Genomic DNA, 24,857 nt, shown 5'->3' with positions numbered 1-24,857 from the left:
ATTCAAAAAACCGGCCATGTCCATTCGACCTGCGTCAACCGGCCGCTTCCAGCACGGCGTTCTGGCGCAAAAACACATCGCGCGGCCAGGTGACCACCACTTCGGCGCCCTGCCCCGGCGCGCCGGCGTTGCGGAAGGAAACCACGGCGCCGGATCGTTCGAGCAGCGTCTTGGCGATGAACAGGCCGAGCCCGAGCCCGCCGCCGCTCGACTGGCCCGAGCCGCGCGTCGTCATGTAGGGCTCGCCGATGCGATCGATGATCTCGGGCGGATAGCCGGGCCCGTCGTCTGTCACGCCGATGGTGACGCGATCGGTGTCCCAGGTCCAGCGTATCGAGACCTTCTCGCGGGCGAAGTCGACGGCGTTCTCGACCAGATTGCCAAGGCCGTAGATGACGCCGGGATTGCGCTGCCCGACCGGCTCCGGTCCGGCCGCCTGCCCGGGCTCGAGGCTGATCGCGATGCCGAAATCGCGGTGGGGCGCGATCACGTCCTCGATCAGAGAGGTCAGCGGCAGGCGTGCGAAATGTTCCTCGCTCTGCGAGGAGAGACTCGTCAGCCGCTTGAGGATTTCCTTGCAGCGCTCGCTCTGGGAGCGCAGCAGCACCAGATCGTCCTTGAGCTTCGGATCGTCTCCGATCGCACGCTGCATTTCCTTGGCAACCAGCGCGATGGTGGCGAGCGGGGTGCCCAGTTCGTGCGCGGCGGCGGCGGCCAGACCATCGAGCGCGGACAGGTGCTGTTCGCGCTGCAGCACGAGTTCGGTCGCCGTCAGGGCGGCGGCGAGTTGACGCGCCTCCTCCGCAACCCGCCAGACATAGACGGCGGTAAACGCCATCGTGGAGACCACCGCCATCCAGATGCCGGCGACATAGAGGAAGGGCACCGCCAGCCCGGCCTCGTCGAACCAGGGCAAGGGGAAATGATAGATGGCGAGGATGGTGACGGCCACGGTGACCAGGAGCCCGAGCACCGCTGTGAACTGAAGGGGCAGCGCCGTGGCCGAAATGACCACCGGGACGGCCATCAGGATGGCGAAGGGATTGGTGAGCCCGCCGGTGAGGAAAAGCAGGCCCGCCATCTGCATGGCATCGACGACCAGGATCGCCAGGGCGGCCGGCGGCTCGAGACGATGGGTTGCGGGAAACCGGAAGGCCAGGAACAGGTTGATCCAGGCCGAGCAGGCGATGAGCGCGAAGCACAAGCCGACCGGCGTTGCGAAATCGAACCAGTAGTCGACGATGATGATGGCCGCGCTCTGGCCGACGATGGCGAGCCACCGCAGGCGGATCAGCGTGTTGAGCCGGAGCTGGCGGCTTTCCTGATAGTCGAGCGTACGAAAATCGGTCTGCATGGCCAAGGCTTAAACCCTTTCAGTGCGGCTTTGAAGCAGCCCGTCCGGTTCAGGTTCCCCGCGGCTTGGCGCGCGCGGTCGCCTGCGCCTCCAGCGGGTTCTCGGGCCAGACGTGTCTCGGATATCGCCCGCGCATGTCGGAGCGGACGTCGGTCCAGGAGCCGCGCCAGAAGCCGGGCAGGTCGCGCGTCGTCTGGATCGGCCGATGGGCGGGCGACAGCAACTCCAGCGTCAGCGCAACGGCGCCGCCGGCGATCGACGGATGGGTGGCGAGGCCGAAGAGCTCCTGGACGCGGATCGCCAGCACCGGCTGCTCGCCCTCGTAATCGATGGGGACGTGACTGCCGGACGGCGCGTTGAAATGGGTCGGCGCCAGCTCGTCGATCCGCCGATGCAGATCGTAGGGCACCAGCGACCGTAACCCATCGACAAGCGCCTGTTCGGGCAGGGACGCGAGCGAGGCGTCGCCGCGCAGGAACGGCGCAAGCCAGTCGTCGAGCCTGGCCGCCAGGGCGGCGTCGGAGACGTCGGGCCAGGGGTCGCCGAGGCCGGTGCGCAACCAGGCAAGGCGGTTGCGCAGGGTGGTCGAGGCCTTGCCCCAGGGCAGGATGGCGACGCCATGCTGGCGCAGGGCCTCGAGGATGGCGCGATCGGCCGCCTCGCCGCGCGGCGCTGGCAGCGCGCGTTCCGAGAGGGTGATGGCGCCGAGCCGGGTCGTCTCGCGCACCCGCACGGATCGCCGCTCGGCATCGAACCGGACCTCTGTCGTGGTTTCGATGCGATGCGCCAGCTTTGCTCGGATCTCGTCCTCCGAAACGGGCGCCGCTGAGATGATGCGCGGGTTCTGCGCCTTGCCCTGCAGGTCGGCAACGACGAGGAAGGCGTGCCGGGCAAGCGGATCGGCCTCCTCCACCATGGCGCCGCGGCCATTGGCCAGGACGAAGCGACCCGGCGCGCCACGCGCCCTGGCGACCCGGTCGGGCCAGGCATCGACGAGAAGCGAACCGGCCGTTTCAGGCTCGATATCGATGCGCTCGCGGTCGGCCTTCGCCACGGAAACGGCGGTTGCGGCAAGCCGCCGTGCCAGTCCGCGCGCGGCATCGGCACGAACCCCGCGCTCGGAGCGGAAGCGGGACAGGCGGGCTTCGAGATCGGCGCTGGTGCCGCCGAGGCCACGCTCGGTCATCAGGACGGCGAGTTCGGCGGCGGCGAGTTCATTGCCGGTGAAGGCTGCCTTCGCGACCATGTGGGCAAAGCGCACGGGGAGCGCGAGGCGCCGCATGGCCTCGCCGTCCGGGGTCAGTCGCCCGTCGGCGCCGATCGCGCCGAGATCGGAAAGCAGCGCGCGTGCCTCCGCCAATGCGGGGACCGGAGGCGGATCGAGGAAGGACAGCATCGTCGGATCGGCGACGCCGAAGGCTGCGCAGTCGAGCAGCAGGCCGGAGAGGTCGGCCTCGAGGATCTCCGGCGGCGAGAAGGCCGGCAGCGCCGCCGTCTGCTCGGCGCGCCAGAGGCGGATCGCGATGCCCGGCTCGGTGCGCCCGGCGCGGCCGGCGCGCTGGTCGGCGGAGGCACGGGAGACGCGCACGGTTTCCAGCCGGGTCAAGCCGGTCGCCGGCTCGTAGCGCGGCTGGCGCGACAGGCCGGAGTCCACCACCACCCGCACGCCGTCGATGGTGATCGAGGTCTCGGCGATCGACGTGGCGAGCACGACCTTGCGACGGCCGGGCGCGGGCGGGCGGATCGCGGCATCCTGCGCCTTTCCGTCCATCGCGCCGAAGAGGGGGATGATGTCGACATTGGCGGCGACGGCGCCTGTCAGCCGCTCGGCGGTTCGCTCGATCTCACGCTGGCCGGGCAGGAAGGCGAGCACGCTGCCCGTCTCCGACGCGAGCGCCGAGCGGATCGCGCGCGCCATCGCGTCCTCGATGGCGGTCTCGGCCGTTCGGTCCTCGTGGCGGATCTCGATCGGGAAGCTGCGGCCGGCGCTTTCGATCACCGGCGCATCACGAAGAAGGCGCGCCACCCGTGCGCCGTCGAGCGTGGCGGACATTACGAGGAGGCGAAGGTCAGGCCGCAGCGCGCCTTGCACGTCGAGCGCCAGGGCGAGGCCGAAATCGCCGTCGAGCGAACGTTCGTGAAACTCGTCGAAAAGGATGGCGGTGATGCCGGTCAGTTCGGGATCGTCGAGGATCATGCGGGCGAGCACGCCCTCGGTGACGACGAGGATGCGGGTCTTGGCCGAGGTCCGGTTCTCCATGCGCATGGCATAGCCGACGGTGCCGCCGACCTCCTCCCCGAGCAGCGACGCCATGCGCCGGGCCGCGGCGCGGGCAGCGAGGCGGCGCGGCTCGAGCAGCAGGATCGTGCCGCCGCCGCGCCAGGCTTCGTCCATCAGCGCGATCGGGACCAGCGTGGTCTTGCCCGCGCCGGGCGGCGCGACGAGCACGGCCGACCTGCCCTTCGCGAGCGCATCCAGCAGCGCGGGCAACGCCTCCGTCACCGGAAGCGGCGGCAAAGCGGGCCTCGTCATGCGCCGATCCGCACGATGGTTCCGCCGGCGGCCGCCGCATCGGCCTCGTCATGGGTGACGAGGATGACCGGCAGGCCGCTGGCGCGGGCCTTGGCGAAGACCAGCTCGCGCATCTGGTGGCGCAGGTCGGCGTCGAGCTTGGAAAAGGGTTCGTCGAGCAAGAGCGCGCGCGGCGCCGAGACCAGCACGCGGGCGAGCGCGACGCGCGCCTTCTGGCCGCCCGACAGCGTGTCGGGGTCGCGCGCACCCAGGCCGGCGAGGTCGACGCCGGCCAGTGCGGACTCCGCGAGGCTTTCCCGCGCGGCGCGGCCCTGGACCGCCTGCGGGATCGCGAACAGGAGGTTGCCGGCGACGCTCATGTGCGGAAACAGCAGCGGATCCTGGAACAGGATGCCGACATGCCGCTCCTGCGGCGGCAGGGCGGTCAGGTCGAGTTCGCCGGCCAGCACGCGGCCCGACGCGGTGAACGCCTTGTCGAGAAAGCCGCCGACATAGGCGAGCAGCGTCGACTTGCCGGAGCCGGACGGCCCCATGATCGTCAGCACCTCGCCCGGCGCGACCGTGTGGCTGATCGCGATCAGCGCGCGCGGCCCGAGCGCGATCGTCACGCCGTCCAGTCTCAGCCCCTGATGGTCCATGGCCTGCCCGTCACACCCGCATGGCGCGGAAGCGCCGGAATAACAGCGCCGGGACGAGGGTTGCAACGGCAAAGCCGGCGAGCGGCAAAAGCATCTGCAGGAAGGCGTAGACGCCGATGACGCGGCGGTTGCCGCCAGAGGCCAGCGCGACGGCCTCGGTGGTGATCGTCGTCAGGCGCCCGGCGCCGATCAGCACCGTCGGCAGGTAGAGCCCGACCGAGACGGCGAAGCCGACCGCGCAGGCCGTCAGCACCGGCCGCGCCAGCATCGGCAGGCGCACGCGCCAGAGCGTCTCCGCCCGCGACCTGCCGAGGCCGGCGGCAATCGCCTCGTAGCGGCGGTCGAAGGCGCGCCAGGGATCGGACAGCGACAGGAAGACGTAGGGCAGGACGAACACCAGGTGGACGAAGACCAGCGCCCACAGGCTGGCGCCGACCCCGCCGAGCAGGAACAGGAGATGCAGCCCGAACAGGAAGGCCGCCTGCGGCACGATCAGCGGCAGGTAGATCAGCGCCGCGGCGCGGCGGCCGCGCCTGCCGGTCTCGTCCTCGCGCATGAGGCAGAGCAGCGCCAGCACCAGCGCCAGAACCGTCGAGATCAGCCCGGCGGCGAGCGTCGTGGCGAGCGGCTCCACCACGCGCGGCGCGGTGGCGATCCAGGTCTTGAGCGAAACGGAGCGCGGCAGCGCGTCGGGAAATTGCCAGAGACCGGCCACCGACCAGATGGCGAGCGCCCCGAGGCCGGCAAAAACCGAAAGCGCGGAGGCGAGCATCAGCGCGAAAGACAGCCAGCGCAAGGCGGCATCGCGGCTGAAGCGGCGGCCCTCTTCGCAGAAGACGCGCAGCATGCCTGCGCCGATCCGTTCGACGACGAGCCAGGCGAGGATCGCGGCAGCGCTGACGCCGAGCTGGAGCAGAGCGCCCGCCGAGGCGAGGAAGCGCATGGAGAGTTCCGGATCGTTCATCCAGCCGACCAGCCGCACGGCCAGCGTCGGCGGCGTCGACGGACCGAGGATGACGGCCACGTCGACCACCGAGGAGGCGAAGGCGATGACGGCGAAGACCGGCAGGCGGATCTGCCGGTAGATCAGCGGCCACAGGCAATAGAGGAAGCCGGCGATACGGCCGTAGCCGAGCGAGGCGGCGAGCTGCCGCGTGCGGGCGAGCGGCACCTGCGGCAGGGCGGCGAGCGTCACCAGCAACAAAAAGGGAATCTCCTTCGCCACCAGTCCGGCGATGAGTGAAAACCCCATCGGATCGTTGACGATGAGCAGGTCAGGGGGGCGCTCCCAGCCGGTGAGCTCTGGCGAAAGGAAGCGCGCGACGAGCCCGCTCGGGGCGATCAGGAAGGCGAAGCCGAAGGCCGCCGCCGCATGCGGCACCGACAGGAGCGGCGAGATCAGGTGCTGGACGCGGGAAAAGGCCGAGGTTCCGGCCCAGGCGGCGACGAACAGCATGACGACGCCGAGCGACAGAGCCGCCGAAGCGAGACCGGCCTGCAGGCTGAGCAGCGCCGAACCGGCGATGCCGGGCACGGCGGCGAGCTGGCGCAACGGATCGAGTGAAAAGGCCTCGCCGCCCAGCGCCGGCAGATAGCCGAAAGCCGGCAGCATCGTACCGGCAAGCCCCGCCAGGATGGGTCCCGACAACAGCAGGATGGCGGCCGGCGGCCCCAGGCGGGTGAGCATGGTTCGCGCTAGGGCCGATCCGGCCGCATCAGTTGGCCACGCCGTAGCGACGCTTCCACTCGCCTTCGAGACGATCCATCCACGAGGGGTGCGGCTCGTCGAGCGCGGGTCCCAGTTCGTCCGGTTTCAGGGTGGCGACGCCGAGTTCGAGCGCCTCGAAGCGGGCGCGGTCGTCGGGTTCCAGCCTGTCCATGGCCAGCACGGTCGGGTCGCCCCACACCTTCGGATCCTGCTTGCGCGCCTGCGCCTCCGGCGAGATCAGGAAATTGGCGACGACCAGCGCACCGGCCGCGGAAGCGGCATTGTAGGGAATCGCGACGAAATGGGTGTTGGACAGCGTGCCGCCCGGGAAGGTGAAGGAGCGCACCGTGTCGGGCAGTTCGCCGTTGGCGATGGCGCTGGAGGCTTCCGAGGGATTGAAGGCGAAGATGATGTCGAGCTCGCCGTCGGCGAGCAGCTGCTTCATGGCCGGATAGTTTGCCGGGTAGGCGCGGCCGGAGCGCCACATCAGCGGGTGCAACGCGTCGAGATAGGAATAGAGCGGCGCGACGATGGCCTCGAAGCTGGCGTCGTCCACGGGTTCGAGCAGGACCGAGCGGTCCTCGACCAGTTCCGACAGCACCTGCTTCAGGAAGGACGAGCCGATGAAGTCCGGCGGCTGCGGATAAGAGAAGCGGCCGGGGTGGGCCTTGGCCCAGTCGAGAAGCGACCGCGCGTCGGTCGGCATGGCCTTGGCGTCCGTGCGCGCCTGATCATGGAAGAAGACCAGCTTGGCCATGCCCCAAGGGCTTTCCAGACCCTCGACCGGAATGGTGAAATCGGTGCGGATGGTCGGTTTGTTGTCGACGTCGACATAGGTCCAGTTCGGCAGATCCTCGGCCCAGCCCGGCGACAGCAGCAGCCCCTGGCGCTTCATCGACGCGAAATTCTCGCCATTGATCCAGATGAGGTCGACCGATCCGCCGCTGTCCTTGCCCGCCGCCTTTTCGGCCACCACCTTGGCGACCGCGTTGGCGGTGTCGTCGAGCTTGACGTGGACGAGGCTGACGCCATGACGCGCCTTGAGCTCCGCGCCCGCCCACTCGATGTAGGCGTTGATGTTTTCCGAGCCGCCCCACGCGTTCCAGTAGACGGTCTCGCCCTTCGCGGCGGCCAGCACGGCGTCCCAGTCCTTCGGGTCCGGATCGGCTACGGCGCCAAGTGTCGTCGCGGCCAGCGCGAACATGGACAGGGCGAGTGTCTTCATCGGAAGTCTCCAGGGCGGCAGGCGTATCGGCCCTGGATTGAGCATGGGCGACGGAGGGCGGTCAACCGAACGCGGCGACACAATCGCCTCACTTAGGCGTGAGACTTTCGTGACGCGGCGAAACATGCGAGGCATCGCATCTTGCGGCCTCGAGAGACGTCGCTGCTAGGACGGAACGAGGATCAGCGAATGGCGAAAGCAGGCGATACATTCTTTCGGCCGCTCGGGCGGCGGGTCGCCATCGTTGTCGTCTGCGCCGGCTGGGCCGTCGTCGAATGGGCCTATGGCGACCAGACCTGGACCCTGATCGCGGCGGCGGTGACGGCCTATGGCGCCTGGAGCCTGCTCTACGCCTACAAGGTGCCGCCGGACGGGGACGACCCGAACGGCTGAGCAGCTATTCGGCCACCGCCAGTTCGACGCGATCGGCGGCGAAGCGCGTCTCGGAAAACTGGATCGGCCGGCCCTCGACGTCGACGTTCACCGCCAGCGCAACGAGGACGATTGCGCCAGGCGCCAGCTTCAGCGCGGCCAGGTCGCCGACGTCGGCGTGCCGGGCCGAAACGGTGGTCGACTGACGGAAATAATCCTCCACGCCATGGCGGCGATAGGCGAGCGTGACCGAGCCGGTCTCGGCGATGGCCTCGCCCATGCCGGCAAAGCGCGCCGCGTCGAACCAGCTCGTTGCGCACGAAACCGGACGGCCGTCGGCCTCGCTCATCGTTTCGACGCGCAAGACGGGCGCGCCGGGCTGGAGCCCGAGCGCCTCGGCCACGCGGGTATCCGCATCCTCGCGGGTCTCGCCAAGCAGATGCCCCCGGCGATCCTGCGCCTGGTCGCGCAATCCTTCTGAAAAGCGCGTGCGCCGGGCAATCGGATAGGACAGCCGCTTGCGACGCTCGACGAAGGTGCCGCGGCCCTGCTCGGCCCGCAGCACGCCCTCCTGCACGAGCGCGGCAATGGCGCCGCGCACGGTGTGGCGGTTGACGCCGAAACGTTCGGCCAGCGCCGTTTCCGGCGGCAGCCGCCCGCCTTCGCCGAACTCGCCCGCTGCGATGCCCTGGCGGATTCGGTCGGCGATCTGCCGCCACAGGGCGACACCCGTCCTTCGGTCCATGGTCGTCGCGGCCTTCACGGCCATGGGACGTCTCCTGTCATCTGTCCGTCATGGACAGGGAATAGGAAAACGTATAGTTTGTATAGTTGTCTATATCAATAGACGAATTGAAAGAACAAGCGGAGACCCGCAGCATGGCCAGCGCCCCGAGGGATCGCTCGCGCGATCAGGAAGAAAACGCCCGACGCAAGGCTGCGATGGCGGCCCTTTCCGCCGCGCCGGCCGAAGACCTCCGGGCCCTCTGGCGAGAGGCCGGGATATGTGTGGAGGCCAGGACCTTGCGCGGCCCCGAAACCGGCCTGGTGACGCTGCGCGGGCGCATGGGCGGCGGCGGTGCACCGTTCAACTTCGGCGAAGCGACGGTGACGCGCGCTACGGTTCGACTCGCGACCGGCGAGATCGGGCATGCCTATGCCCTCGGTCGCGACCGCGAGAAGGCGACCTTGTCGGCAACGATCGACGCGCTGTGGCAGCGCGCCGACATGCGCGCGACCGTCGAGGAACGGATCATCCTGCCTCTGGCCGCCAGGGCGGCGCAGGCCGAGGCGCAGCAGCGCGCCGAAACCGCGGCGACCCGGGTCGACTTCTTCACCATGGTGCGCGGAGAGGATTGAGATGAACGGCTTCCTGACCACGACGCCCATCGAGGGCGGCTTCCAGAATCCGCCCCTGGCCGCGCAGGCCGTGTTTCGTGCGTTGATGGACGCCATGGCGCGCCCCGGGACCGTGCACCCCGTCGCGGCCTTGGCCCTGCCACCGGCACCGCTGACGTCGACCGCCGCTTCCGTGGCTCTCACCTTGTGCGACCACGACACGCCGCTCTGGCTGGACGCCCGGCTCGACGTATCGACCGACGTCCGCGGCTGGCTCGGCTTTCACTGCGGTGCGCCGCTGACGACCATTCCGGCCGACGCGCATTTCGTTCTTGCAAGCAGCCCCGGCGAACTGATGGCGCTGGAGAACTTCGCTCAGGGATCGCAGGAATATCCCGACCGGTCGACGACGCTGATCCTGCAGGTCGACACGCTCACCAAGGGGCGCGAACTCCATCTCGAAGGGCCTGGGATCGAGACGTCTGCGGCGCTTTCGCCGTTTCCGCTGCCGCGCCATTTCGCTGCCCAGTGGAAGCAGAACCGGGCCCGGTTCCCGCGGGGCGTCGACCTGATCCTGGCCGCGCCCGACGCGATCTCCTGTCTGCCGCGCACCACGCGCATCTTCGAAACGGAGGCTTGAGCCATGTATGTTGCCGTAAAGGGCGGCGAGGTCGCCATCGACAACGCGCATCGCCTGCTCGCCGACCGCCGCCGTGGCGACCGCGACGTTCCGGCGCTGAGGCTCGACCAGATCGTCGAACAGCTGGCGCTCGCCGTCGACCGCGTCATGGCGGAAGGTTCGCTTTACGACCGTGAACTGGCGGCCCTCGCGATACGCCAGGCCCGCGGGGACATGATCGAGGCGATTTTCCTAACCCGCGCCTACCGCACCACCTTGCCGCGCTTCGGCTATTCGCGCCCGGTGGAGACCGGCGCGATGCTAGTGGAGCGGCGCGTATCGGCAACCTACAAGGACCTGCCGGGCGGACAGCTGCTTGGCCCGACCTTCGACTACACCCACCGGCTCCTCGATCCGGAACTGGCCGGCGACGCACCGGTCGAGGCACCGGCCGTCCGACCGGAGGCGCCCGAGCCGATGCCGCGCGTGACCGAGATCCTGGCGCAGGAAGGTCTGATCGAGCCCGACGGCGCTGCGGGGGCCGGCACGGAGCCCGGCGATATCACGCGCCAGCCGGCCGAGTACCCGATGGATCGCGATGTACGGCTGCAGGCGCTGTCGCGCGGCGACGAAGGTTTCCTGCTGGCGCTCGCCTATTCGACGCAGCGCGGCTTCGGCCGCACGCATCCCTTCGTCGGCGAGATCCGCATCGGCGAAGTCGACGTCGAGCTCGACGTGCCCGAACTGCCTTTCGCCGTCCCCCTGGGCCGGATCCGCGTGACCGAGTGCCAGATGGTCAACCAGTTCAAGGGATCGATGAAGGCGCCGCCGCAGTTCACCCGGGGTTACGGGCTGGTGATGGGCCAGTCCGAGCGCAAGGCGATGGCGATGTCGCTATGCGACCGGGCCTTGAGGGCCGCCGAGTTCGGCGAGGACATCGTCGCGCCGGCGCAGGACCAGGAATTCGTCATCGCCCATTCCGACAACGTGCAGGCAACGGGCTTCGTGGAGCACCTGAAGCTGCCGCACTATGTCGACTTCCAGGCCGAGCTTGGATTGGTGCGCCAGATGCGCACGGAATTCGACGAGCGGCGGGGGGCCTCCGCCGAGCGCAAGGAAGCGGCCGAATGACGTCAGTCGTCGCCCCTCACGGTCGCCTCGCGGCGTTCCGACCAGCCGTCGCCGTCATGCTTTCCGAAGGGGCTGATGCAGGAATGGTCCCAGTTGCGCGCACTCGAACGGCCGAGCGCAAACAGCACCCCGACGGCCGAAACGCAGCCGATCGCCAGAATTGCCGACTTCAGCGGAAGCACGTGAGTCAGGATGTCCATATCGTTTCCCCGTCCACCCATTTGATAGCAAACAATACTGGCGAAACGTTGAAACCAGCCGAAGCGGATCGATAAAATGAGCGATATCGCCACATACAACTTCGCCTATCTGGACGAGCAGACGAAGCGCATGATCCGGCGCGCGATTCTCAAGGGTATCGCGATCCCGGGCTATCAGGTGCCCTTCGCCAGTCGCGAAATGCCGATGCCCTATGGCTGGGGCACGGGCGGCGTGCAGGTAACGGCCTCGATCATCGGTCCCGACGACGTGCTCAAGGTCATCGACCAGGGCGCCGACGACACCACCAACGCAGTGTCGATCCGCGCCTTCTTCCGCAAGGTGGCGGACGTGGAAACCACCACGGACACGGCCCGGGCGACGATCATCCAGACCCGCCACCGCATCCCCGAGCATCCGCTCAGCGAGGGCCAGACGCTCGTCTACCAGGTGCCGATTCCCGAGCCGCTGCGCTTCCTGGAACCGCGCGAGACCGAGACGCGCAAGATGCACGCGCTGGAGGAGTACGGGCTGATGCACGTGAAGCTCTACGAGGACATCGCCCGCAACGGCCACATCGCCACGACCTATGCCTATCCGGTGAAGGTGGAAGGGCGCTACGTGATGGACCCGTCGCCGACGCCGAAGTTCGACAATCCGAAGATGCACATGTCGGCGGCCTTGCAGCTTTTCGGGGCCGGCCGCGAGCAGCGGATCTACGCCATCCCGCCTCACACCAGCGTCGTGAGCCTCGACTTCGAGGACCATCCGTTCGAGGTGCAGAGGTTCGAAAAGCCCTGCGCGCTGTGCGGCGCCGAGCAGGTCTATCTCGACGAGGTGATCCTCGACGATCGCGGCGGGCGGATGTTCGTCTGCTCCGACACCGACTTCTGCGAGAAGCGGCGCGAGGCGGGACATGTCGGCGAACTCGGCATGGCGGTGGACGGCCTGGAGGCGGTGCGATGAGCGTTACGGTTTCTTCACCGGCGGACGACACGCCCCTGCTGCGCGTCTCCTCCGTCTCCAAGTCCTACGGCGCGCGCACCGGCTGCGAGGACGTTTCCTTCGAGCTGTGGCCCGGCGAAGTACTGGCGGTGGTTGGCGAATCCGGCTCCGGCAAGACGACGCTGCTCAACTGCATCTCGTCGCGGCTGATGCCGACGTCGGGCACGGTGTCCTACCGCATGCGCGACCATACGTGGCGCGAACTCTACCGCATGAGCGAGGCCGAGCGGCGATTCCTGATGCGCACGGACTGGGGCTTCGTGCACCAGAACCCGGCCGACGGCCTGCGGATGACCGTCTCGGCCGGCGCGAACGTCGGCGAACGGCTGATGGCGGTGGGCGACCGTCACTACGGCAACATCCGCTCGACCGCGATCGACTGGCTCGGTCGGGTCGAAATCGGCGCCGACCGCATCGACGACGAGCCCCGCGCCTTTTCGGGCGGCATGCGCCAGCGTTTGCAGATCGCCCGCAACCTCGTCACGTCGCCCAGGCTGGTGTTCATGGACGAGCCGACCGGCGGGCTGGACGTCTCGGTGCAGGCGCGGCTGCTCGACCTCCTGCGCGGGCTGGTGGCCGATCTCGGGCTGGCGGCGATCGTGGTCACGCACGACTTGGCCGTCGCGCGGCTTCTATCGCACCGCATGATGGTGATGAAGGACGGCCGCGTGATCGAGACCGGCCTGACCGACCGCGTGCTCGACGATCCGCGCGAAGCCTATACGCAATTGCTCGTTTCCTCGATCCTGCAGGTGTGATGATGGCCACTCCCCTCGTCGTATCCGAAGTCGCCAAGGGCTTCACAATGCATCTGCGCGGTGGGCTGAAGCTGCCGGTCGTCGACGACGTTTCCTTCTCGCTGAGAGCCGGCGAATGTGCCGTGCTCGGCGGCCCGTCGGGCGCCGGCAAGAGCTCCATCCTGAAGATGCTCTACGGCAACTACAGCGTCGACACCGGCCAGATCATCGTGCAGCATCGCGGCATGCTCGTCGACATCGCCCGCGCAGCGCCGCGCGTAGTGCTGTCGGTGCGGCGCGAAACGATCGGCTATGTCAGCCAGTTCCTGCGCACGGTGCCGCGCGTGTCGGCCCTCGACGTCGTGGCCGAACCGCTGACCACGGCGGGTGCGGACCGCGAGGCGGCACGCGACAGCGCAGCCGCCCTTCTTGCCCGGCTGAACCTGCCGAAGACCTTGTGGTCCCTGCCACCCGCGACCTTCTCGGGCGGCGAACAGCAGCGCGTCAACATCGCGCGCGGCTTCATCACCAGTCACCCGATCCTGCTGCTCGACGAGCCGACGGCGTCGCTCGATGCGGTGAATCGCCAGGTCGTCATCGATCTGATCGCCGAGAAGAAGCAGGCCGGCGTCGCCCTGCTCGGCATCTTTCACGATCAGGACGTACGCGAGGCGGTGGCCGACGCGGTCATCGACGTCACCCGCTTCGCACCGAAGAAGGTGGCGGCATGACCAGGCTGTCTCCCGAGCCGCTCATCCACCCGACAGCGGAGGTCTCTAACTCGACGCTGGGGCGGTATACCGAGATCGCCGAGCGCTGCCAGATCACCGACACCACCTTCGGCGATTACTCCTACATCATGCGGGACGGCTCGGCGTGGTGCGCGCAGATCGGCAAATTCGCCAACATCGCCGCCGCCTGCCGCATCAACGCCACCAACCATCCGACCTGGCGACCGACACTGCACCATTTCACCTACCGCTCGGCTGATTATTGGCCCGCCGCAGAGAATGACGACGCCTTCTTCGGCTGGCGACGGGACCACAAGGTGACGATCGGCCACGATACCTGGCTCGGACATGGCGCGACGATTCTGCCCGGCGTCACCGTGGGAGACGGGGCGGTGATCGGCGCCGGCGCGGTCGTGTCCAGGGATGTCGCGCCCTATACCATCGTCGGAGGCGTGCCGGCGCGGCCGATCCGCCAGCGCTTCGACAAGTGCACGGCCGAACGTTACCAGGCGCTCGGCTGGTGGGACTGGAGTCACGACCGCCTGGGAGCCGCGCTCGACGATTTCAGGACGCTATCGGCGGAGGCGTTTCTGGAGAAACACGAAGGGTAGATGCCGCCCCGGAAAGACACGGCCATGGACTGAAAAGTCGAACGATCACCAGATTATCCGACGAACCTTCGGAGCAACTGTGAACCGTAACACAACTGTCATATCCCTGACATTCACCCTTCACTGAACTCCGATACCCGGTTCTCCCGACGCGAGACAAAAGCGCGACAGGGAGTTCCATGCTCGAGATCCAGAAGGTGACACGCCGCTTCGGCGCCAACGTCGCCGTGAAGAACGTCCAGGTCCGCATTCCCGAAGGCCAGATGGTGGGGATCATTGGCCGGTCCGGCGCCGGAAAGTCCACGCTGCTGCGTATGATCAACCGGTTGATCGATCCGTCCGAAGGCAAGATCATCTTCGGCGGCACCGAAGTCTCTGCACTGAACGGCTCGGCACTGCGCTCCTGGCAACGCGACTGCGCCATGATCTTCCAGCAGTTCAACCTCGTGCCACGCCTCGATGTTGTTTCGAATGTGCTTCATGGGACGCTGAACCGTCGCTCGACCATGAGCACCGTGCTCAACCTCTTTCCTCGCGACGATATCCACCAGGCGATCGACATCCTGGAGCGGCTGGGGATCGCCGATCATGCGCAGAAGCGCGTGGAGGCGCTGTCGGGCGGCCAGCAGCAGCGCGTGGCGATCGCGCGCGCGCTGATGCAGGACCCCAAGATCATCCTCGCCGACGAACCCATCGCCTCGCTCGACCCGATGAACGCGCAGGTGGTGATGGACGCGCTGCGCAAGATCCACGACGAGGACGGCCGCATGATCGTGTGCAACCTGCATACGCTCGACACCGCGCGCCGCTATTGCGACCGGGTCATCGGGATGCGCGGCGGCGAGATCGTGTTCGACGGCCTGCCCGAGGACCTGACCACGTCGGCCGCGCGCGAGATTTACGGCGCCGACGAGAGCTTCTCCGAGGAAGCCACGTCCACGTCCATCGAAAGCCTGTCGCGCCCGACCCCCTCGCTCGAGCCCGCCTACGCGCTTTGAGTTTGCCCCATCCGACGACCGACGGTCGCGGACCATCGTCCAAAGGAGAGACTTCATGAAGAAACTGCTCGCAGCGCTGCTCGCGACTGCCGCCCTGGCCGCCCCGGCCCTGGCCCAGGACAAGATCAGCGAATTCCGCATCGGCATCCTCGGCGGCGAGAACGCCCAGGACCGCATGACCTCGAACGAGTGCGTTCGCGCCTATACCGAGGAACTGCTCGGCGTACCGACCAAGATCTTCACCCCGGCCGATTATGACGGCGTGATTCAGGGCCTTCTCGGCGGCACGATCGACATGGCCTGGCTCGGCGCATCGGCCTACGCCAAGACCTACCTGACGGACCCGGAAGCGGTCGACGTCGTGCTGGTCAAGACCAACCTCGACGGTTCCTTCGCCTATCATTCGATCGGCTTTGCCCGCACGGACAGCGGCATCACCTCGCTGGCCGACATGAAGGGCAAGAAGTTCGGTTTCGGCGACCCGAACTCGACCTCGGGCTATCTGATTCCCGCCGTCGAGATCCCGCAGGAAACCGGCGCGACCATGGAAAACGGCGCCTACTTCGGCGAGGTCGTCTTCACCGGCGGCCATGAGCAGACCATCGTCGCGGTCGTCAATGGCGACGTGGATGCCGGCGTGACCTGGGCCGATGGCCAGGGTGACTGGGAAGACGGATACAATTCGGGCGCGCTGCGCAAGGCCGTCGACTCCGGCATCGTCGACATGAACGACATCGTCGAGATCTGGAAGTCGAAGCCGATCCCGGAGGGCCCGATCGTGCTGCGCAAGGCGCTGCCTGCGGACGTGAAGACCCAAATGGTCGACTTCCTGAAGGGCCTGCACGCCAAGGACAAGGACTGCGCCTACAAGATGGCCGCTGGCGAGACAGCAGGCTTCATGCCGATCGCGCACGACGCTTACCAGACCATGATCGACCTGCGCAAAGCACAGACCAACTGATCAGGCTGACATCGACGGACGGGCTCTCGCGAGCCCGTCCGTTCGCATTTTCAAGGGGACGGGCATGGCGAATCTGACGATCGGCGCACCGGTCGACAACATCAAGGCCGGCTATATGGCCATGGTGCAGCGCAAGCGCATTTACTCCGGCATCGTCCTCATCGTCTTCGTCGCCATGCTCGCGGCCGGGTTCGATCTCGCCGACAGCCGCAACGCAGGCGGCTTCTGGTCCGGCCTCAGCCGCATCTTCGATTTCCCGGCCGAACTGATCAAGGAGGCGTTCGAGAAGTCGGCGGCGCTTCCCGGCAATCTGGCCATGTATTTCCCTGCGTTGGTCGAAACCATCAACATCGCCGCCGTCTCGACGCTCATCGGTGCGATTTTCGCCATCCTGCTGTCTCTTCTTTCCACGCGCGGGCTGGCGCGCTGGCCCCGCCTGATCGGCGTCTTCCGCCGCGCGATGGACGTCATGCGCGCCCTGCCCGAGGTGGTGATCGCGCTGGTGCTGATCTTCATTCTCGGCGGTGGACCGGTGCCGGCCATGATCGCCATCACCTTCCACACGGCGGGCGCGCTGGGCAAACTGTTTTCCGAAGTCAACGAAAACGCCGACCTGAAGCCGGTCGAGGGCCTGACGTCTGTCGGCGCCTCCTGGCTGCAGCGCATGTGGCTCGGCGTGATGCCGCAGGTCGCGCCCAACTATCTATCCTATGCGCTGCTGCGGTTCGAGATCAATGTGCGTGCCTCGGCCATCCTGGGCTTCGTCGGCGCGGGCGGCATCGGATCGGAACTGCGCATCGCCATCTCCTGGGGGACCGGCCGCTACGACGCGGCGGCTGCAATCTTTATCCTGCTCTTCCTGACAATCGTGGTGATCGACCAGACATCGAGCCACTTCCGCAACAAGCTCGTGAGGGGGTTCTGATGGCTGTCGCCGACATCGGCTATGATCCAGCACGGACCCGCGCGACGGCCGTGGGCCTCTTCCGCCGCAAGCGGCTTGTCGCCTTCGGCGTGCCCGCCATCATCCTCGCCTACTTCGTCTACGTGTTCTTCGCCTTCGACATTCCGGGCCTCGCCGAGCGGGCGCGGATGGACAACGCCAGAATCCTGCTCGCCGACACCTACAGCCACAAGGTCCACGTGTCGCAGGACAACCGCTCGGGCGAGACGAGCGTGGCTATCGAGGGCGAGAACAAGGGCAAGTATGCCGACGACGCGTGGCCCGACTGGGTTCAGCGGGACGGCCAGTCGGTGGTGGTCGAACTCGGCGGCGGCGAGATCGTCCGCTTCGACCCGGGCGCGGTGCGTTACGACGTTCCGGGCTACGGGCTCGTGTCGATCCGCCGGACCGACGACGGCATCGTGCTCGACACGCCGCAAGGCCCGCTGCCCGACTGGATCAATGCCTCGAACACACGCGTCTCGATCAACCGGGCCGCAGGACGCGTCTCTGTCACCCGCAACCGCACCGAGGCGTTGCGATACTTCGCCGGGTGGGAACTGTTCTTCTTCACGCTCGACAGCCCGTTCGCCGGCAAGTCCTGGGGCGAACTCGCCAGCCTCGCAGTCAGCGGCGACCAGGTCCGGCCCGGCCAGTCCAACATCGGCGCCATGGCATCCGATTTCTGGAACAACGAGATGTGGCGACACAAGGATGTCGTCTGGGCGATCTTCGAAACCGTGCTGATGGCGTTTCTCGGCACGATGGGCGCCATGCTGGTCGCCTTTCCCCTCGCCTTCGCGGCGGCCATCAACTTTTCGCCGAGCTTTCTGGTGCGTTTCGGCATCCGCCGGCTGTTCGACTTCCTGCGCGGCGTGGACGGGCTGATCTGGACGATCATCCTGTCGCGCGCCTTCGGCCCGGGCCCGTTGACGGGATCGCTGGCGATCCTGCTCACCGACACCGGCTCCTTCGGCAAGCTGTTTTCGGAAGCGCTGGAAAACGTCGACAACAAGCAGATCGACGGCCTGCGCTCGACAGGCGCCAATGCGATCCAGCGCAACCGCTTCGGCGTCATCCCGCAGGTTGCGCCGGTGATCCTGAGCCAGGTGCTCTATTACCTGGAATCCAATACCCGCAGCGCGACGATCATCGGCGCCATCGTTGGCGGCGGCATCGGCCTGCTGTTGACCCAGGCGATCCAGACGCAGAAGGATTGGGAGGAGGTCAGCTACTACATCATCCTGACGCTGCTGATGGTCAGCACCATGGACATCGTTTCGGGCTGGCTGCGACAGAAGCTGATTGGCCGCACGACGAACCCGGCCGCCCTCTGAGGGCGGCGACGACAGCGGGCACGGAAGGGATACGTCCCGACGGCAACCGTTTGGTTTCGGCGCCATGACGGGGGGCGGCGCATCTGCTATACGCAAGCGGGTCCCGCTTCGTCATTCTGTCACGAAAATCACCTATGCCATCGCCTCCGGCGAGGATGTTCCCATGCGATACGCCATTTATTTCACGCCCCCGAAGGGTGACCCGATGACGTCCGCCGCGGCACGGTGGCTCGGCCGCGACGTTTTCACGGGGTTGGCGGTCGAGCGGCCAGACATGGCCGACCTGTCGCGCGAGGAACTGGCCTACTTCACCGCCTCCGCCCGCCGATACGGCTTTCACGCCACCTTGAAGGCGCCTTTCGAACTGGCAGGAATCGAGACGGAGAACAGCCTGCTCACGGCTTTCGATACCTTCGCCGAAGCCGTCGAGCCGGTGGTGCTGCCACAGGTTCGGCTGTCGCAGATCGACCGCTTCTTCGCTCTCACGCCAGCACAGCGCAGCGAGCCCCTCGACCGGCTGGCAAGCGACATCGTGGTTGCGTTCGACCGCTTTCGCGCCCCGATGTCGGAGTCTGATCTCGCGCGGCGCAACCCCGGCAAACTGAAGCCCGCCGAGCTCAAATATCTGCAGCAATGGGGCTATCCATACGTGTTCGAGGCTTTCCGCTTTCACATGACCCTGTCCGGCCAGGTGCCGGCAGCGGACGCGGACCGGCTGCGCGGCGCGATCGAGAGCCACTTCGGATCGCTGCTCGACGAGCCTCTGGTCGTCGGCTCGATCGCGCTGTTCGTCGAGCCCGAGCCCGGCGCACCCTTCACCGTCCTTGCGCACCGCGCGCTCGGGCGGATGCCGCAACGAAAGATCGCATGACATGTCGACCGACCTCATCTTCACCAACGCCCGCATCGTGCTCGCCGACGAGATCGTCGAGGGCTCGGTCGCCATCCGCGACGGGCTGATCTCCGACGTCTCACCGGGTGCCACGCGCCATGGCGAGGATCTCGGCGGCGACTACCTGATCCCCGGGCTGGTGGAACTGCACACCGACCATCTGGAAGGCCACTATGCCCCTCGGCCGAAAGTGCGCTGGAACCCGCTCGCCGCCGTGCTGGCCCATGACGCGCAGGTGGCGACGTCGGGTATCACCACCGTCTTCGACGCCCTGCGCGTCGGCATGGACGAAGATCCGGAGATCACGGCGCAGGACATGCGCAAGCTCGCAGACGCGATCGAGGACGGCGTCGCCAAGGACCGGCTGCGCGCCGACCACTTCATTCACCTTCGCTGCGAGGTCTCGGCCGATGATTGCCTGGACGGCTTCGCCCATTTCGATGGCGATGCCCGCGTCAGGCTCGCCTCGCTGATGGACCACGCGCCGGGACAACGGCAGTTCGTCAATCTGGAGACCTATTCCCACTATTATCAGCGTAAGCTGAAACTGACGGATGAGGAATTCATCCGCTTCTGCGAAACGCGCATCGCCCAGTCGGATCGCAACTCGCGCCGCAATCGCATGGCGATCTCGCAAGCCTGCCAGGAGCGCGGCATCGTGCTCGCCAGCCATGACGACGCAACGACAGCGCATGTCGACGAGGCGATCGAGCAAGGGATCAAGGTGGCCGAGTTCCCGACCACGCTGGCGGCGGCGTCCGCCTCCAAGCGTGCCGGCATGGGCGTTCTGATGGGCGCGCCGAACGTCGTGCGCGGCGGATCGCATTCGGGCAACGTCTCGGCGCGCGAACTGGCCGAACATGGCTGCCTCGACATCCTGTCATCGGACTACATCCCCTACAGCCTCATCCAGTCGGCTTTCTTCCTGGGCGACGTGGTGGATTCAGTCTCGCTGCCGCAGGCCGTGGCGATGGTTTCGAAGAACCCGGCGGCGGCGACCGGGCTGACCGATCGCGGCGAGATCGCCGTGGGCAAACGGGCCGATCTCGTGCGCGTGCGCGTGGACGAGCACATTCCGGTGGTCCGCTCCGTTTGGCGCGAAGGCCGCCGCGTGGCCTGATGGAAACGCAGCTGGAGGTGAAGCCGAGAAGCCGCGACCAGCGGGAACGCCAGGGCGCGTTCGTGGCGATCGTCGGCCCGAGCGGGGTCGGCAAGGACACGCTGATCGCCTATGCCAAGGCGCGGCTGGGCGCCGACGAGCGCGCGCCGGTGCATTTCGTGCGCCGGGTGATCACGCGCGCGGCCGACGGTTCGACGGAGGATCATGATTCGCTGTCGCCCGAGGCTTTCGAACATGCGCGGGCGGGCGGGGCCTTTTCCCTGTCATGGGACGCGCACGGTCTGCACTATGGATTGCCGGCGAGCGTCGATCGACAGATCGCAGCCGGTCACACCGTCGTCGCCAACCTGTCGCGGGCGGCTCTTCCGGCGCTCAAGGTGCGCTATCGCCATGTCCTCGTGGTGGCCATCACCGCAAGCCCCGAAACGCTGGCAAAGCGGCTGATGGCGCGCGGCCGCGAAAGCGCGGACGAGGTGTCGGCAAGGCTTGCCCGCGCGGCCGCCGGTGCGGACGGTGTCAGCGGCGCGGTCACGTCGATCGTCAATGACGGACCGATCGAACAGGCCGGCGAAGCTCTGGTCGCGGCAATCCGCTCTGCCGGCGAGATGGCCGCGGCGCCGGTCGATCTGTAAGGCGTGTCGCGCACCCGGGTCGCGTCAGCCGATCCTGAGGATATGGTTGTCCCAGACATGGTCGGGCAGCGTCGCCTCGCCGCCCGAAACCGGCACGATGCGCCCCTCGCCCGTCGTGGCGAGGAAGCCGTCGCGGTCGGCCGCAAGGCCACAGACCTCGGTGAGCGAACGAACCGCCAGAACAGTGCCGGTCGTGGCGTCGATCACCGCCATGCGGTTCCCCTGCGGCGAGGAGACGGCCACCGTGCCGGCGGCCGGGTTCGCTGCGACGGACCCAATGTAGTTGCGCAAGCCCGACAGAATGTCCGGCGGCATGTCGAGAAGAGCCATCGCCTCGCCGGGCCGCACGGTTCCGACGAGAGGAGGGCGGTCGAGGGCAGGCCCTTCGTACTGGCAGCCGAACCAGACACGCCCACGGGCGTCGAGATCCATGTGGCGGATCGACAGCTTGTGCAGGTCGGGCGACAGTTCGTGGCGCTCGACGAGGGCGCCGGTCTCACGGTCGAGGAAGGCGAGCGACGGCTTCATGGTGGCGAGATTGAGCTTGGCACGGCCGTAATCCGGATGAGTTTCGATACCGCCATTGGCGACCGCGATCGTGCGGCCGTCGGACATCAAAAGAAGCTCGTGCGGGTCCATGCCATGGGTCGGAAACTCGCCGATGCGGGCAAATCCGTCGGTCGCATCGTAGACGCCGATCCGGCCCGCGGCGGCGTCGACATCATTTTCGGTGGCATATAGCAGCCGACCGTCTGGCGAAAACACGCCGTGGCCGAAGAAATGGCGGCCTGGGGCGGCGGCGATGGCCAGCGGCTCGCCGCGGCCGGCATGGTCGAAGACGAGAGCGAAGGTGCCCGGACGCCGGGCGAAGGCCGCGGAGCGGCCAAAGGTGCGATCGAAGGCGATGTCGTGGCCTCGGTCGGGCAAAGGCAGCGCGTGGAGCAGACGGCCCGTCTCGGAAAGCAGCGCAATTCCATAGCGGCCCTGGCGGTCGGCATAGGCCGTGGCGAACACCGCGTCTGTCGCGAGCATGGCCCTGGCGGCTCCGGGTGCCAGCCCGGCGAGGAAGACGCTGCCTGCCGCCTTCAGGAAAGCGCGGCGGTCGACCAGAGGCGCGCGCGGACGGTGGCGCATGTCAGTCGCCGTCGAGCGAGGAAAAGCCGGCGGTCAGGCCGAACTCGCCGCTGAGCTGGCGGCCGATGACGTCCGACAGGCTCGCGGTGACGAGACGGACGTATTCGAGCGTGGCCCGGCTTTCGGGATCGGCGAGGAGGTCCTCCACCGGTTCGACCTCGATCCCGGCCAGCGCTCGCTGCGCATTGGCGAGCTCGAACAGGGCCGAGCGGACAACCCAGCGGCGATCCTCGGGGAGATGGGCTTCCATGTCGGCGGCCTCGAGCAGACCCTCGATCGAGGCGAGATTGCCGCGCAGCGTCGCGACCGTCTGACCAGACCGCCAGAGCAGCGCCTGCCTGGGCCTGTCGCCGGACGCGGCGGCGCCGAGGAAGCCGTTGATGCGGACGTCACGGACGAGTTCCAGGCCATGGATCATGATGTCCAGCAGTTCGCCCAGCGCCTCGCCGCCGTCGCGGTAGAGCGGATTGTCGGGGCCGGGCGCCGCCCAGAGGCCGGCCGCGCCCTCGCCCGCAGACCAGGCGGTTTCAAGCGCTTCGGCAATCGTCTCGACGTTGGCGGCAATCGCCGCAGCGTAGGCGCAACGGTAGCCGGCCAGGCGGGTCATGTCGTCGGCGCCGGTGCCGAAGAGGGCGAATTCCAGCGCGCCGAGCCCCTGCACGGCGACACTCTTGGAGGCGAGGGCCGCGACGTCGAGCGCGGCGGCGTTTTCCTCCGCCAGGAGCGACTGCACCTGCTTGAGGCCGGTCGAGCGCCGGTCGGGCCAGTAGAGTACGCGTTCAAGGCGGTTTCCGTCCGTGACCGGGCCGAAGCGAACCAGTTCGACCCGCGACCAGGCATCGACGGTTTCGGCGAAGGCGGCGCGCGCACCCGCGAGCCGCTGCGGCGACGGCTCCGCGCATAGCGCGTCGACGGCATCACCCAATTCGCGTGACGTCAACGCAAACGTCCCATAGGCGGGCGCGACGTAGCGCTCGATCACGCCTTGCACCATGGCGGTTGCGCCCGGGGGTTCGGCGGACATGGCCGAAGCGCAGGAAACCGGCACGAGGCAGGCGACGAAGAGCAGGCGTCGAAGGAACATCACAGCGATTCCAGGAACCTGAGGAGCGCGTCGCGGTCGGACTTCGGCAGCGCCTTGAAGCCGTCGGTCACGGCTTCGGCCTCGCCGCCGTGCCACAGGATGGCCTCAGTCAGGCTGCGGGCGCGGCCGTCATGCAGGAAGAAGGTGTGACCGCTGACCGTCTGCGTCAGGCCGATGCCCCAAAGCGGCTGGGTGCGCCATTCACCGCCGCGCGCATCGCCCACCGGCTGCCAGTCGGCCATGGCAGGACCGAGATCGTGCAGCAGGAAATCCGAATAGGGCCAGATCAGCTGGAAGGCGAGCGCCTTGTTGGGCGCGTCCTTGCGGGTGACGAATTTCGGTGTGTGGCAGCCGGCACAACCAAGGACGTGGAACATCTCCTTGCCGCGGAGGACCTCGGGGTCGTCCACGTCGCGGCGCGCCGGCACGGCCAGATGCTGCGAATAGAAGGTCACGAGATCGAGCACCGGGTCCGGCGCTTCCGTGTCCCCGAGCCTCGACTGAACGCCGTGCGGCGCGGCGCGGCAATCGGCCTGGGCTTCGGTGCAATCGCCCCAGGGATCCGGATGATCCGGGGTCGAAATGCCGATGTCGCCGGAAAAGGCACTCGCGACCTGCGCGCGGATGGTCGGGTTCTGCGCCTTCCAGCCGAATCGGCCGAGCGCCAGAGCACCGGTCGCCCGATCGCGGACGATGTTGGCGCGGCCGGATATTCCGTCGCCATCGGCATCGTCGGGATCGGCCAGCGCCAGGATGTCGGCAGGGTGGATCTGCTCGACGAGCCCGAGACCGATCATCGCCGGGGTGACGCGCGGCGAGAGCGTGGTCGTGACGTCCATCGGGCCATAGGCAAGGTCCGTGACGGAGTAGGTCGGCCGGCGCATCGGAACTTCGGTGCCGTCGTCCAGCGCGACGGTGAAGTCCTCGTAGTCGATGACCACGCGGCCCTCGGCCTTCAGCCCCGGCACGGCCAGATCCTGAAGCTGACCGCCATAGACCGGGTCTGGCAGGTTGAGGATCGACTTCGACTTGATGAGTTGCTGTTCCTGCGGCGTGCGCGGCGCGCGCGACAGGCGCAGGAACATGGAGGTGGCGTCTGCCGCACCTTCGGGCGGATGGCCGCGACCGTCCTTGAGATGGCAACTCTGGCAGGCGCGCGCATTGAACAGCGGCCCGAGACCATCGGATGCCTGTGTCGACGACGGAGAAGAGACCCAGAGTTTTCGGAACAGCGCGTTTCCGAGCTTGAAGGTCTCCTCCTCCGCAAAGCCCAGATTGGCGGAGAAGTGGGAAAAGGCATCCTGGTTGACCAGCTTGCGCGACGTGGCCGCGCCGCCTTGCATGTTCTCGGATTTCTCCGGTCTGGAAAAATCGGTGGTCGGCGCCGTGACCGCCGCGACGCGGTCGCGATCGGAGGGCGACAGATCTTCACGCGTGGTCGGGATCGTTCCGGGATCGGACGCGAAAGCGGCGGCGCCCGCGCCGAGCACCGCCGTCACCAACAGCATGGAGCGCATGCGGCACGCGAGGATGCGCGATGGCCGCATGACCATGGC

The 24,857-nt window shown here is 67.6% G+C and carries 25 protein-coding genes; 15 read left to right on the top strand and 10 right to left on the bottom strand.

Annotated elements, in window-relative coordinates; translation table 11 throughout:
• Positions 1–34: 34 nt before the first annotated feature.
• The 5 genes from EJC49_RS08935 to EJC49_RS08915 are packed head-to-tail and all read right to left on the bottom strand — an operon-like array spanning position 35 to position 7,458.
• Positions 35–1,354, bottom strand: coding sequence for an ActS/PrrB/RegB family redox-sensitive histidine kinase (locus EJC49_RS08935; protein ID WP_126699470.1), 1,320 nt, complete (start codon positions 1,352–1,354; stop codon positions 35–37).
• 49 nt (positions 1,355–1,403) lie between these two features.
• Positions 1,404–3,887: an ATP-dependent helicase HrpB gene (gene hrpB, locus EJC49_RS08930; protein WP_126699409.1), complete on the bottom strand. Its 2,484-nt coding sequence runs from the start codon at positions 3,885–3,887 to the stop codon at positions 1,404–1,406.
• A complete protein-coding gene (locus tag EJC49_RS08925; protein WP_126699407.1) occupies positions 3,884–4,525 on the bottom strand; it encodes an ATP-binding cassette domain-containing protein in 642 nt (213 codons plus the stop codon). The genes hrpB and EJC49_RS08925 overlap by 4 nt, the downstream gene beginning before the upstream one ends.
• A gap of 10 nt (positions 4,526–4,535) precedes the next feature.
• Positions 4,536–6,212 (bottom strand): ABC transporter permease, encoded by a 1,677-nt coding sequence (locus EJC49_RS08920; protein WP_126699405.1) that lies wholly within the window; start codon positions 6,210–6,212, stop codon positions 4,536–4,538.
• A gap of 28 nt (positions 6,213–6,240) precedes the next feature.
• Entirely contained in the window at positions 6,241–7,458 is a 1,218-nt protein-coding gene (locus EJC49_RS08915; RefSeq protein ID WP_126699403.1) for an ABC transporter substrate-binding protein, read from the bottom strand.
• A gap of 189 nt (positions 7,459–7,647) precedes the next feature.
• Between EJC49_RS08915 and EJC49_RS08910 the strand changes: the two genes are divergently transcribed.
• Positions 7,648–7,851 carry a DUF3329 domain-containing protein gene (locus EJC49_RS08910; protein WP_126699401.1) on the top strand — a complete coding sequence of 68 codons (204 nt, stop codon included), beginning with the start codon at positions 7,648–7,650 and terminating at the stop codon, positions 7,849–7,851.
• Between the two features lie 4 nt (positions 7,852–7,855).
• On the opposite strand, the gene phnF is transcribed toward EJC49_RS08910, so the two are convergent.
• On the bottom strand, positions 7,856–8,599 hold the full coding sequence (gene phnF / locus EJC49_RS08905) for a phosphonate metabolism transcriptional regulator PhnF (protein WP_126699399.1): 744 nt from the start codon (positions 8,597–8,599) through the stop codon (positions 7,856–7,858).
• A gap of 110 nt (positions 8,600–8,709) precedes the next feature.
• On the opposite strand from phnF, the gene phnG reads away from it, so the two are divergent.
• The 3 genes from phnG to EJC49_RS08890 are packed head-to-tail and all read left to right on the top strand — an operon-like array spanning position 8,710 to position 10,918.
• Entirely contained in the window at positions 8,710–9,189 is a 480-nt protein-coding gene (gene phnG, locus EJC49_RS08900) for a phosphonate C-P lyase system protein PhnG (protein ID WP_126699397.1), read from the top strand.
• Between the two features lies 1 nt (position 9,190).
• Entirely contained in the window at positions 9,191–9,808 is a 618-nt protein-coding gene (gene phnH, locus EJC49_RS08895) for a phosphonate C-P lyase system protein PhnH (RefSeq protein ID WP_126699395.1), read from the top strand.
• 3 nt (positions 9,809–9,811) lie between these two features.
• Positions 9,812–10,918, top strand: a complete 1,107-nt coding sequence (locus tag EJC49_RS08890) for a carbon-phosphorus lyase complex subunit (RefSeq protein ID WP_126699393.1) — start codon at positions 9,812–9,814, stop codon at positions 10,916–10,918.
• Between the two features lie 2 nt (positions 10,919–10,920).
• Here EJC49_RS08890 and EJC49_RS08885 read toward each other — a convergent pair whose 3' ends face one another.
• A complete protein-coding gene (locus tag EJC49_RS08885; protein ID WP_126699391.1) occupies positions 10,921–11,118 on the bottom strand; it encodes a hypothetical protein in 198 nt (65 codons plus the stop codon).
• Positions 11,119–11,194: 76 nt separating this feature from the next.
• Here EJC49_RS08885 and EJC49_RS08880 point away from each other — a divergent pair, with 76 nt between their 5' ends.
• The 11 genes from EJC49_RS08880 to phnN all read left to right on the top strand — a co-directional run bounded on the left by EJC49_RS08880 (position 11,195) and on the right by phnN (position 21,083).
• Positions 11,195–12,082 carry an alpha-D-ribose 1-methylphosphonate 5-phosphate C-P-lyase PhnJ gene (locus EJC49_RS08880; RefSeq protein ID WP_126699389.1) on the top strand — a complete coding sequence of 296 codons (888 nt, stop codon included), beginning with the start codon at positions 11,195–11,197 and terminating at the stop codon, positions 12,080–12,082.
• Positions 12,079–12,879: a phosphonate C-P lyase system protein PhnK gene (gene phnK, locus EJC49_RS08875; protein ID WP_126699387.1), complete on the top strand. Its 801-nt coding sequence runs from the start codon at positions 12,079–12,081 to the stop codon at positions 12,877–12,879. The genes EJC49_RS08880 and phnK overlap by 4 nt, the downstream gene beginning before the upstream one ends.
• 2 nt (positions 12,880–12,881) lie before the next feature.
• Positions 12,882–13,589: a phosphonate C-P lyase system protein PhnL gene (gene phnL, locus EJC49_RS08870; RefSeq protein WP_126699468.1), complete on the top strand. Its 708-nt coding sequence runs from the start codon at positions 12,882–12,884 to the stop codon at positions 13,587–13,589.
• Positions 13,586–14,200, top strand: a complete 615-nt coding sequence (locus tag EJC49_RS08865; RefSeq protein ID WP_126699385.1) for a DapH/DapD/GlmU-related protein — start codon at positions 13,586–13,588, stop codon at positions 14,198–14,200. The genes phnL and EJC49_RS08865 overlap by 4 nt, the downstream gene beginning before the upstream one ends.
• A 179-nt stretch (positions 14,201–14,379) precedes the next feature.
• Positions 14,380–15,198, top strand: coding sequence for a phosphonate ABC transporter ATP-binding protein (phnC, locus tag EJC49_RS08860; RefSeq protein ID WP_126699384.1), 819 nt, complete (start codon positions 14,380–14,382; stop codon positions 15,196–15,198).
• 55 nt (positions 15,199–15,253) lie between these two features.
• Complete coding sequence (gene phnD, locus EJC49_RS08855) at positions 15,254–16,159, top strand: phosphonate ABC transporter substrate-binding protein (RefSeq protein WP_126699382.1); 906 nt, start codon at positions 15,254–15,256, stop codon at positions 16,157–16,159.
• A 64-nt stretch (positions 16,160–16,223) separates the two neighbouring features.
• The gene (gene phnE, locus EJC49_RS08850; RefSeq protein ID WP_126699380.1) at positions 16,224–17,084 is read left to right on the top strand and encodes a phosphonate ABC transporter, permease protein PhnE; all 861 of its coding nucleotides are present in this window, start codon (positions 16,224–16,226) and stop codon (positions 17,082–17,084) included.
• On the top strand, positions 17,084–18,439 hold the full coding sequence (gene phnE, locus EJC49_RS08845; protein WP_126699378.1) for a phosphonate ABC transporter, permease protein PhnE: 1,356 nt from the start codon (positions 17,084–17,086) through the stop codon (positions 18,437–18,439). Before phnE (EJC49_RS08850) ends, phnE (EJC49_RS08845) begins: the two co-directional genes overlap by 1 nt.
• Positions 18,440–18,602: 163 nt before the next feature.
• Positions 18,603–19,310, top strand: a complete 708-nt coding sequence (locus EJC49_RS08840) for a DUF1045 domain-containing protein (protein WP_126699376.1) — start codon at positions 18,603–18,605, stop codon at positions 19,308–19,310.
• Between the two features lies 1 nt (position 19,311).
• Positions 19,312–20,451: an alpha-D-ribose 1-methylphosphonate 5-triphosphate diphosphatase gene (locus EJC49_RS08835; protein WP_126699374.1), complete on the top strand. Its 1,140-nt coding sequence runs from the start codon at positions 19,312–19,314 to the stop codon at positions 20,449–20,451.
• Positions 20,451–21,083: a phosphonate metabolism protein/1,5-bisphosphokinase (PRPP-forming) PhnN gene (phnN, locus tag EJC49_RS08830; protein ID WP_126699372.1), complete on the top strand. Its 633-nt coding sequence runs from the start codon at positions 20,451–20,453 to the stop codon at positions 21,081–21,083. The genes EJC49_RS08835 and phnN overlap by 1 nt, the downstream gene beginning before the upstream one ends.
• A 24-nt stretch (positions 21,084–21,107) precedes the next feature.
• Here the strand turns inward: phnN and EJC49_RS08825 are convergent, their stop codons facing one another.
• From EJC49_RS08825 to EJC49_RS08815, 3 genes are read right to left on the bottom strand one after another with little or no spacing between them, the layout of a single operon-like run.
• Complete coding sequence (locus EJC49_RS08825) at positions 21,108–22,217, bottom strand: DUF1513 domain-containing protein (RefSeq protein ID WP_126699370.1); 1,110 nt, start codon at positions 22,215–22,217, stop codon at positions 21,108–21,110.
• 1 nt (position 22,218) lies between these two features.
• Entirely contained in the window at positions 22,219–23,301 is a 1,083-nt protein-coding gene (locus EJC49_RS08820) for an imelysin family protein (RefSeq protein ID WP_126699368.1), read from the bottom strand.
• Positions 23,301–24,854: a di-heme oxidoreductase family protein gene (locus EJC49_RS08815; RefSeq protein WP_126699366.1), complete on the bottom strand. Its 1,554-nt coding sequence runs from the start codon at positions 24,852–24,854 to the stop codon at positions 23,301–23,303. The genes EJC49_RS08820 and EJC49_RS08815 overlap by 1 nt, the downstream gene beginning before the upstream one ends.
• Between the last annotated feature and the right edge of the window lie 3 nt (positions 24,855–24,857).

The sequence above is a fragment of the Aquibium carbonis genome (assembly GCF_003970795.1).
Taxonomy (GTDB): domain Bacteria; phylum Pseudomonadota; class Alphaproteobacteria; order Rhizobiales; family Rhizobiaceae; genus Aquibium; species Aquibium carbonis.
The sequence above is the reverse complement of the archived record's forward strand: the minus strand, read 5'-3'. Positions and strand labels throughout refer to the sequence as shown.

Coding starts and splice junctions, on each gene's coding strand:
- EJC49_RS08935 (WP_126699470.1), bottom strand. CDS start 1,354: ATGCAGACCGATTTTCGTACGCTCGACTATCAGGAAAGCCGCCAGCTC.
- hrpB (WP_126699409.1), bottom strand. CDS start 3,887: ATGACGAGGCCCGCTTTGCCGCCGCTTCCGGTGACGGAGGCGTTGCCC.
- EJC49_RS08925 (WP_126699407.1), bottom strand. CDS start 4,525: ATGGACCATCAGGGGCTGAGACTGGACGGCGTGACGATCGCGCTCGGG.
- EJC49_RS08920 (WP_126699405.1), bottom strand. CDS start 6,212: ATGCTCACCCGCCTGGGGCCGCCGGCCGCCATCCTGCTGTTGTCGGGA.
- EJC49_RS08915 (WP_126699403.1), bottom strand. CDS start 7,458: ATGAAGACACTCGCCCTGTCCATGTTCGCGCTGGCCGCGACGACACTT.
- EJC49_RS08910 (WP_126699401.1), top strand. CDS start 7,648: ATGGCGAAAGCAGGCGATACATTCTTTCGGCCGCTCGGGCGGCGGGTC.
- phnF (WP_126699399.1), bottom strand. CDS start 8,599: ATGGCCGTGAAGGCCGCGACGACCATGGACCGAAGGACGGGTGTCGCC.
- phnG (WP_126699397.1), top strand. CDS start 8,710: ATGGCCAGCGCCCCGAGGGATCGCTCGCGCGATCAGGAAGAAAACGCC.
- phnH (WP_126699395.1), top strand. CDS start 9,191: ATGAACGGCTTCCTGACCACGACGCCCATCGAGGGCGGCTTCCAGAAT.
- EJC49_RS08890 (WP_126699393.1), top strand. CDS start 9,812: ATGTATGTTGCCGTAAAGGGCGGCGAGGTCGCCATCGACAACGCGCAT.
- EJC49_RS08885 (WP_126699391.1), bottom strand. CDS start 11,118: ATGGACATCCTGACTCACGTGCTTCCGCTGAAGTCGGCAATTCTGGCG.
- EJC49_RS08880 (WP_126699389.1), top strand. CDS start 11,195: ATGAGCGATATCGCCACATACAACTTCGCCTATCTGGACGAGCAGACG.
- phnK (WP_126699387.1), top strand. CDS start 12,079: ATGAGCGTTACGGTTTCTTCACCGGCGGACGACACGCCCCTGCTGCGC.
- phnL (WP_126699468.1), top strand. CDS start 12,882: ATGGCCACTCCCCTCGTCGTATCCGAAGTCGCCAAGGGCTTCACAATG.
- EJC49_RS08865 (WP_126699385.1), top strand. CDS start 13,586: ATGACCAGGCTGTCTCCCGAGCCGCTCATCCACCCGACAGCGGAGGTC.
- phnC (WP_126699384.1), top strand. CDS start 14,380: ATGCTCGAGATCCAGAAGGTGACACGCCGCTTCGGCGCCAACGTCGCC.
- phnD (WP_126699382.1), top strand. CDS start 15,254: ATGAAGAAACTGCTCGCAGCGCTGCTCGCGACTGCCGCCCTGGCCGCC.
- phnE (WP_126699380.1), top strand. CDS start 16,224: ATGGCGAATCTGACGATCGGCGCACCGGTCGACAACATCAAGGCCGGC.
- phnE (WP_126699378.1), top strand. CDS start 17,084: ATGGCTGTCGCCGACATCGGCTATGATCCAGCACGGACCCGCGCGACG.
- EJC49_RS08840 (WP_126699376.1), top strand. CDS start 18,603: ATGCGATACGCCATTTATTTCACGCCCCCGAAGGGTGACCCGATGACG.
- EJC49_RS08835 (WP_126699374.1), top strand. CDS start 19,312: ATGTCGACCGACCTCATCTTCACCAACGCCCGCATCGTGCTCGCCGAC.
- phnN (WP_126699372.1), top strand. CDS start 20,451: ATGGAAACGCAGCTGGAGGTGAAGCCGAGAAGCCGCGACCAGCGGGAA.
- EJC49_RS08825 (WP_126699370.1), bottom strand. CDS start 22,217: ATGCGCCACCGTCCGCGCGCGCCTCTGGTCGACCGCCGCGCTTTCCTG.
- EJC49_RS08820 (WP_126699368.1), bottom strand. CDS start 23,301: ATGTTCCTTCGACGCCTGCTCTTCGTCGCCTGCCTCGTGCCGGTTTCC.
- EJC49_RS08815 (WP_126699366.1), bottom strand. CDS start 24,854: ATGGTCATGCGGCCATCGCGCATCCTCGCGTGCCGCATGCGCTCCATG.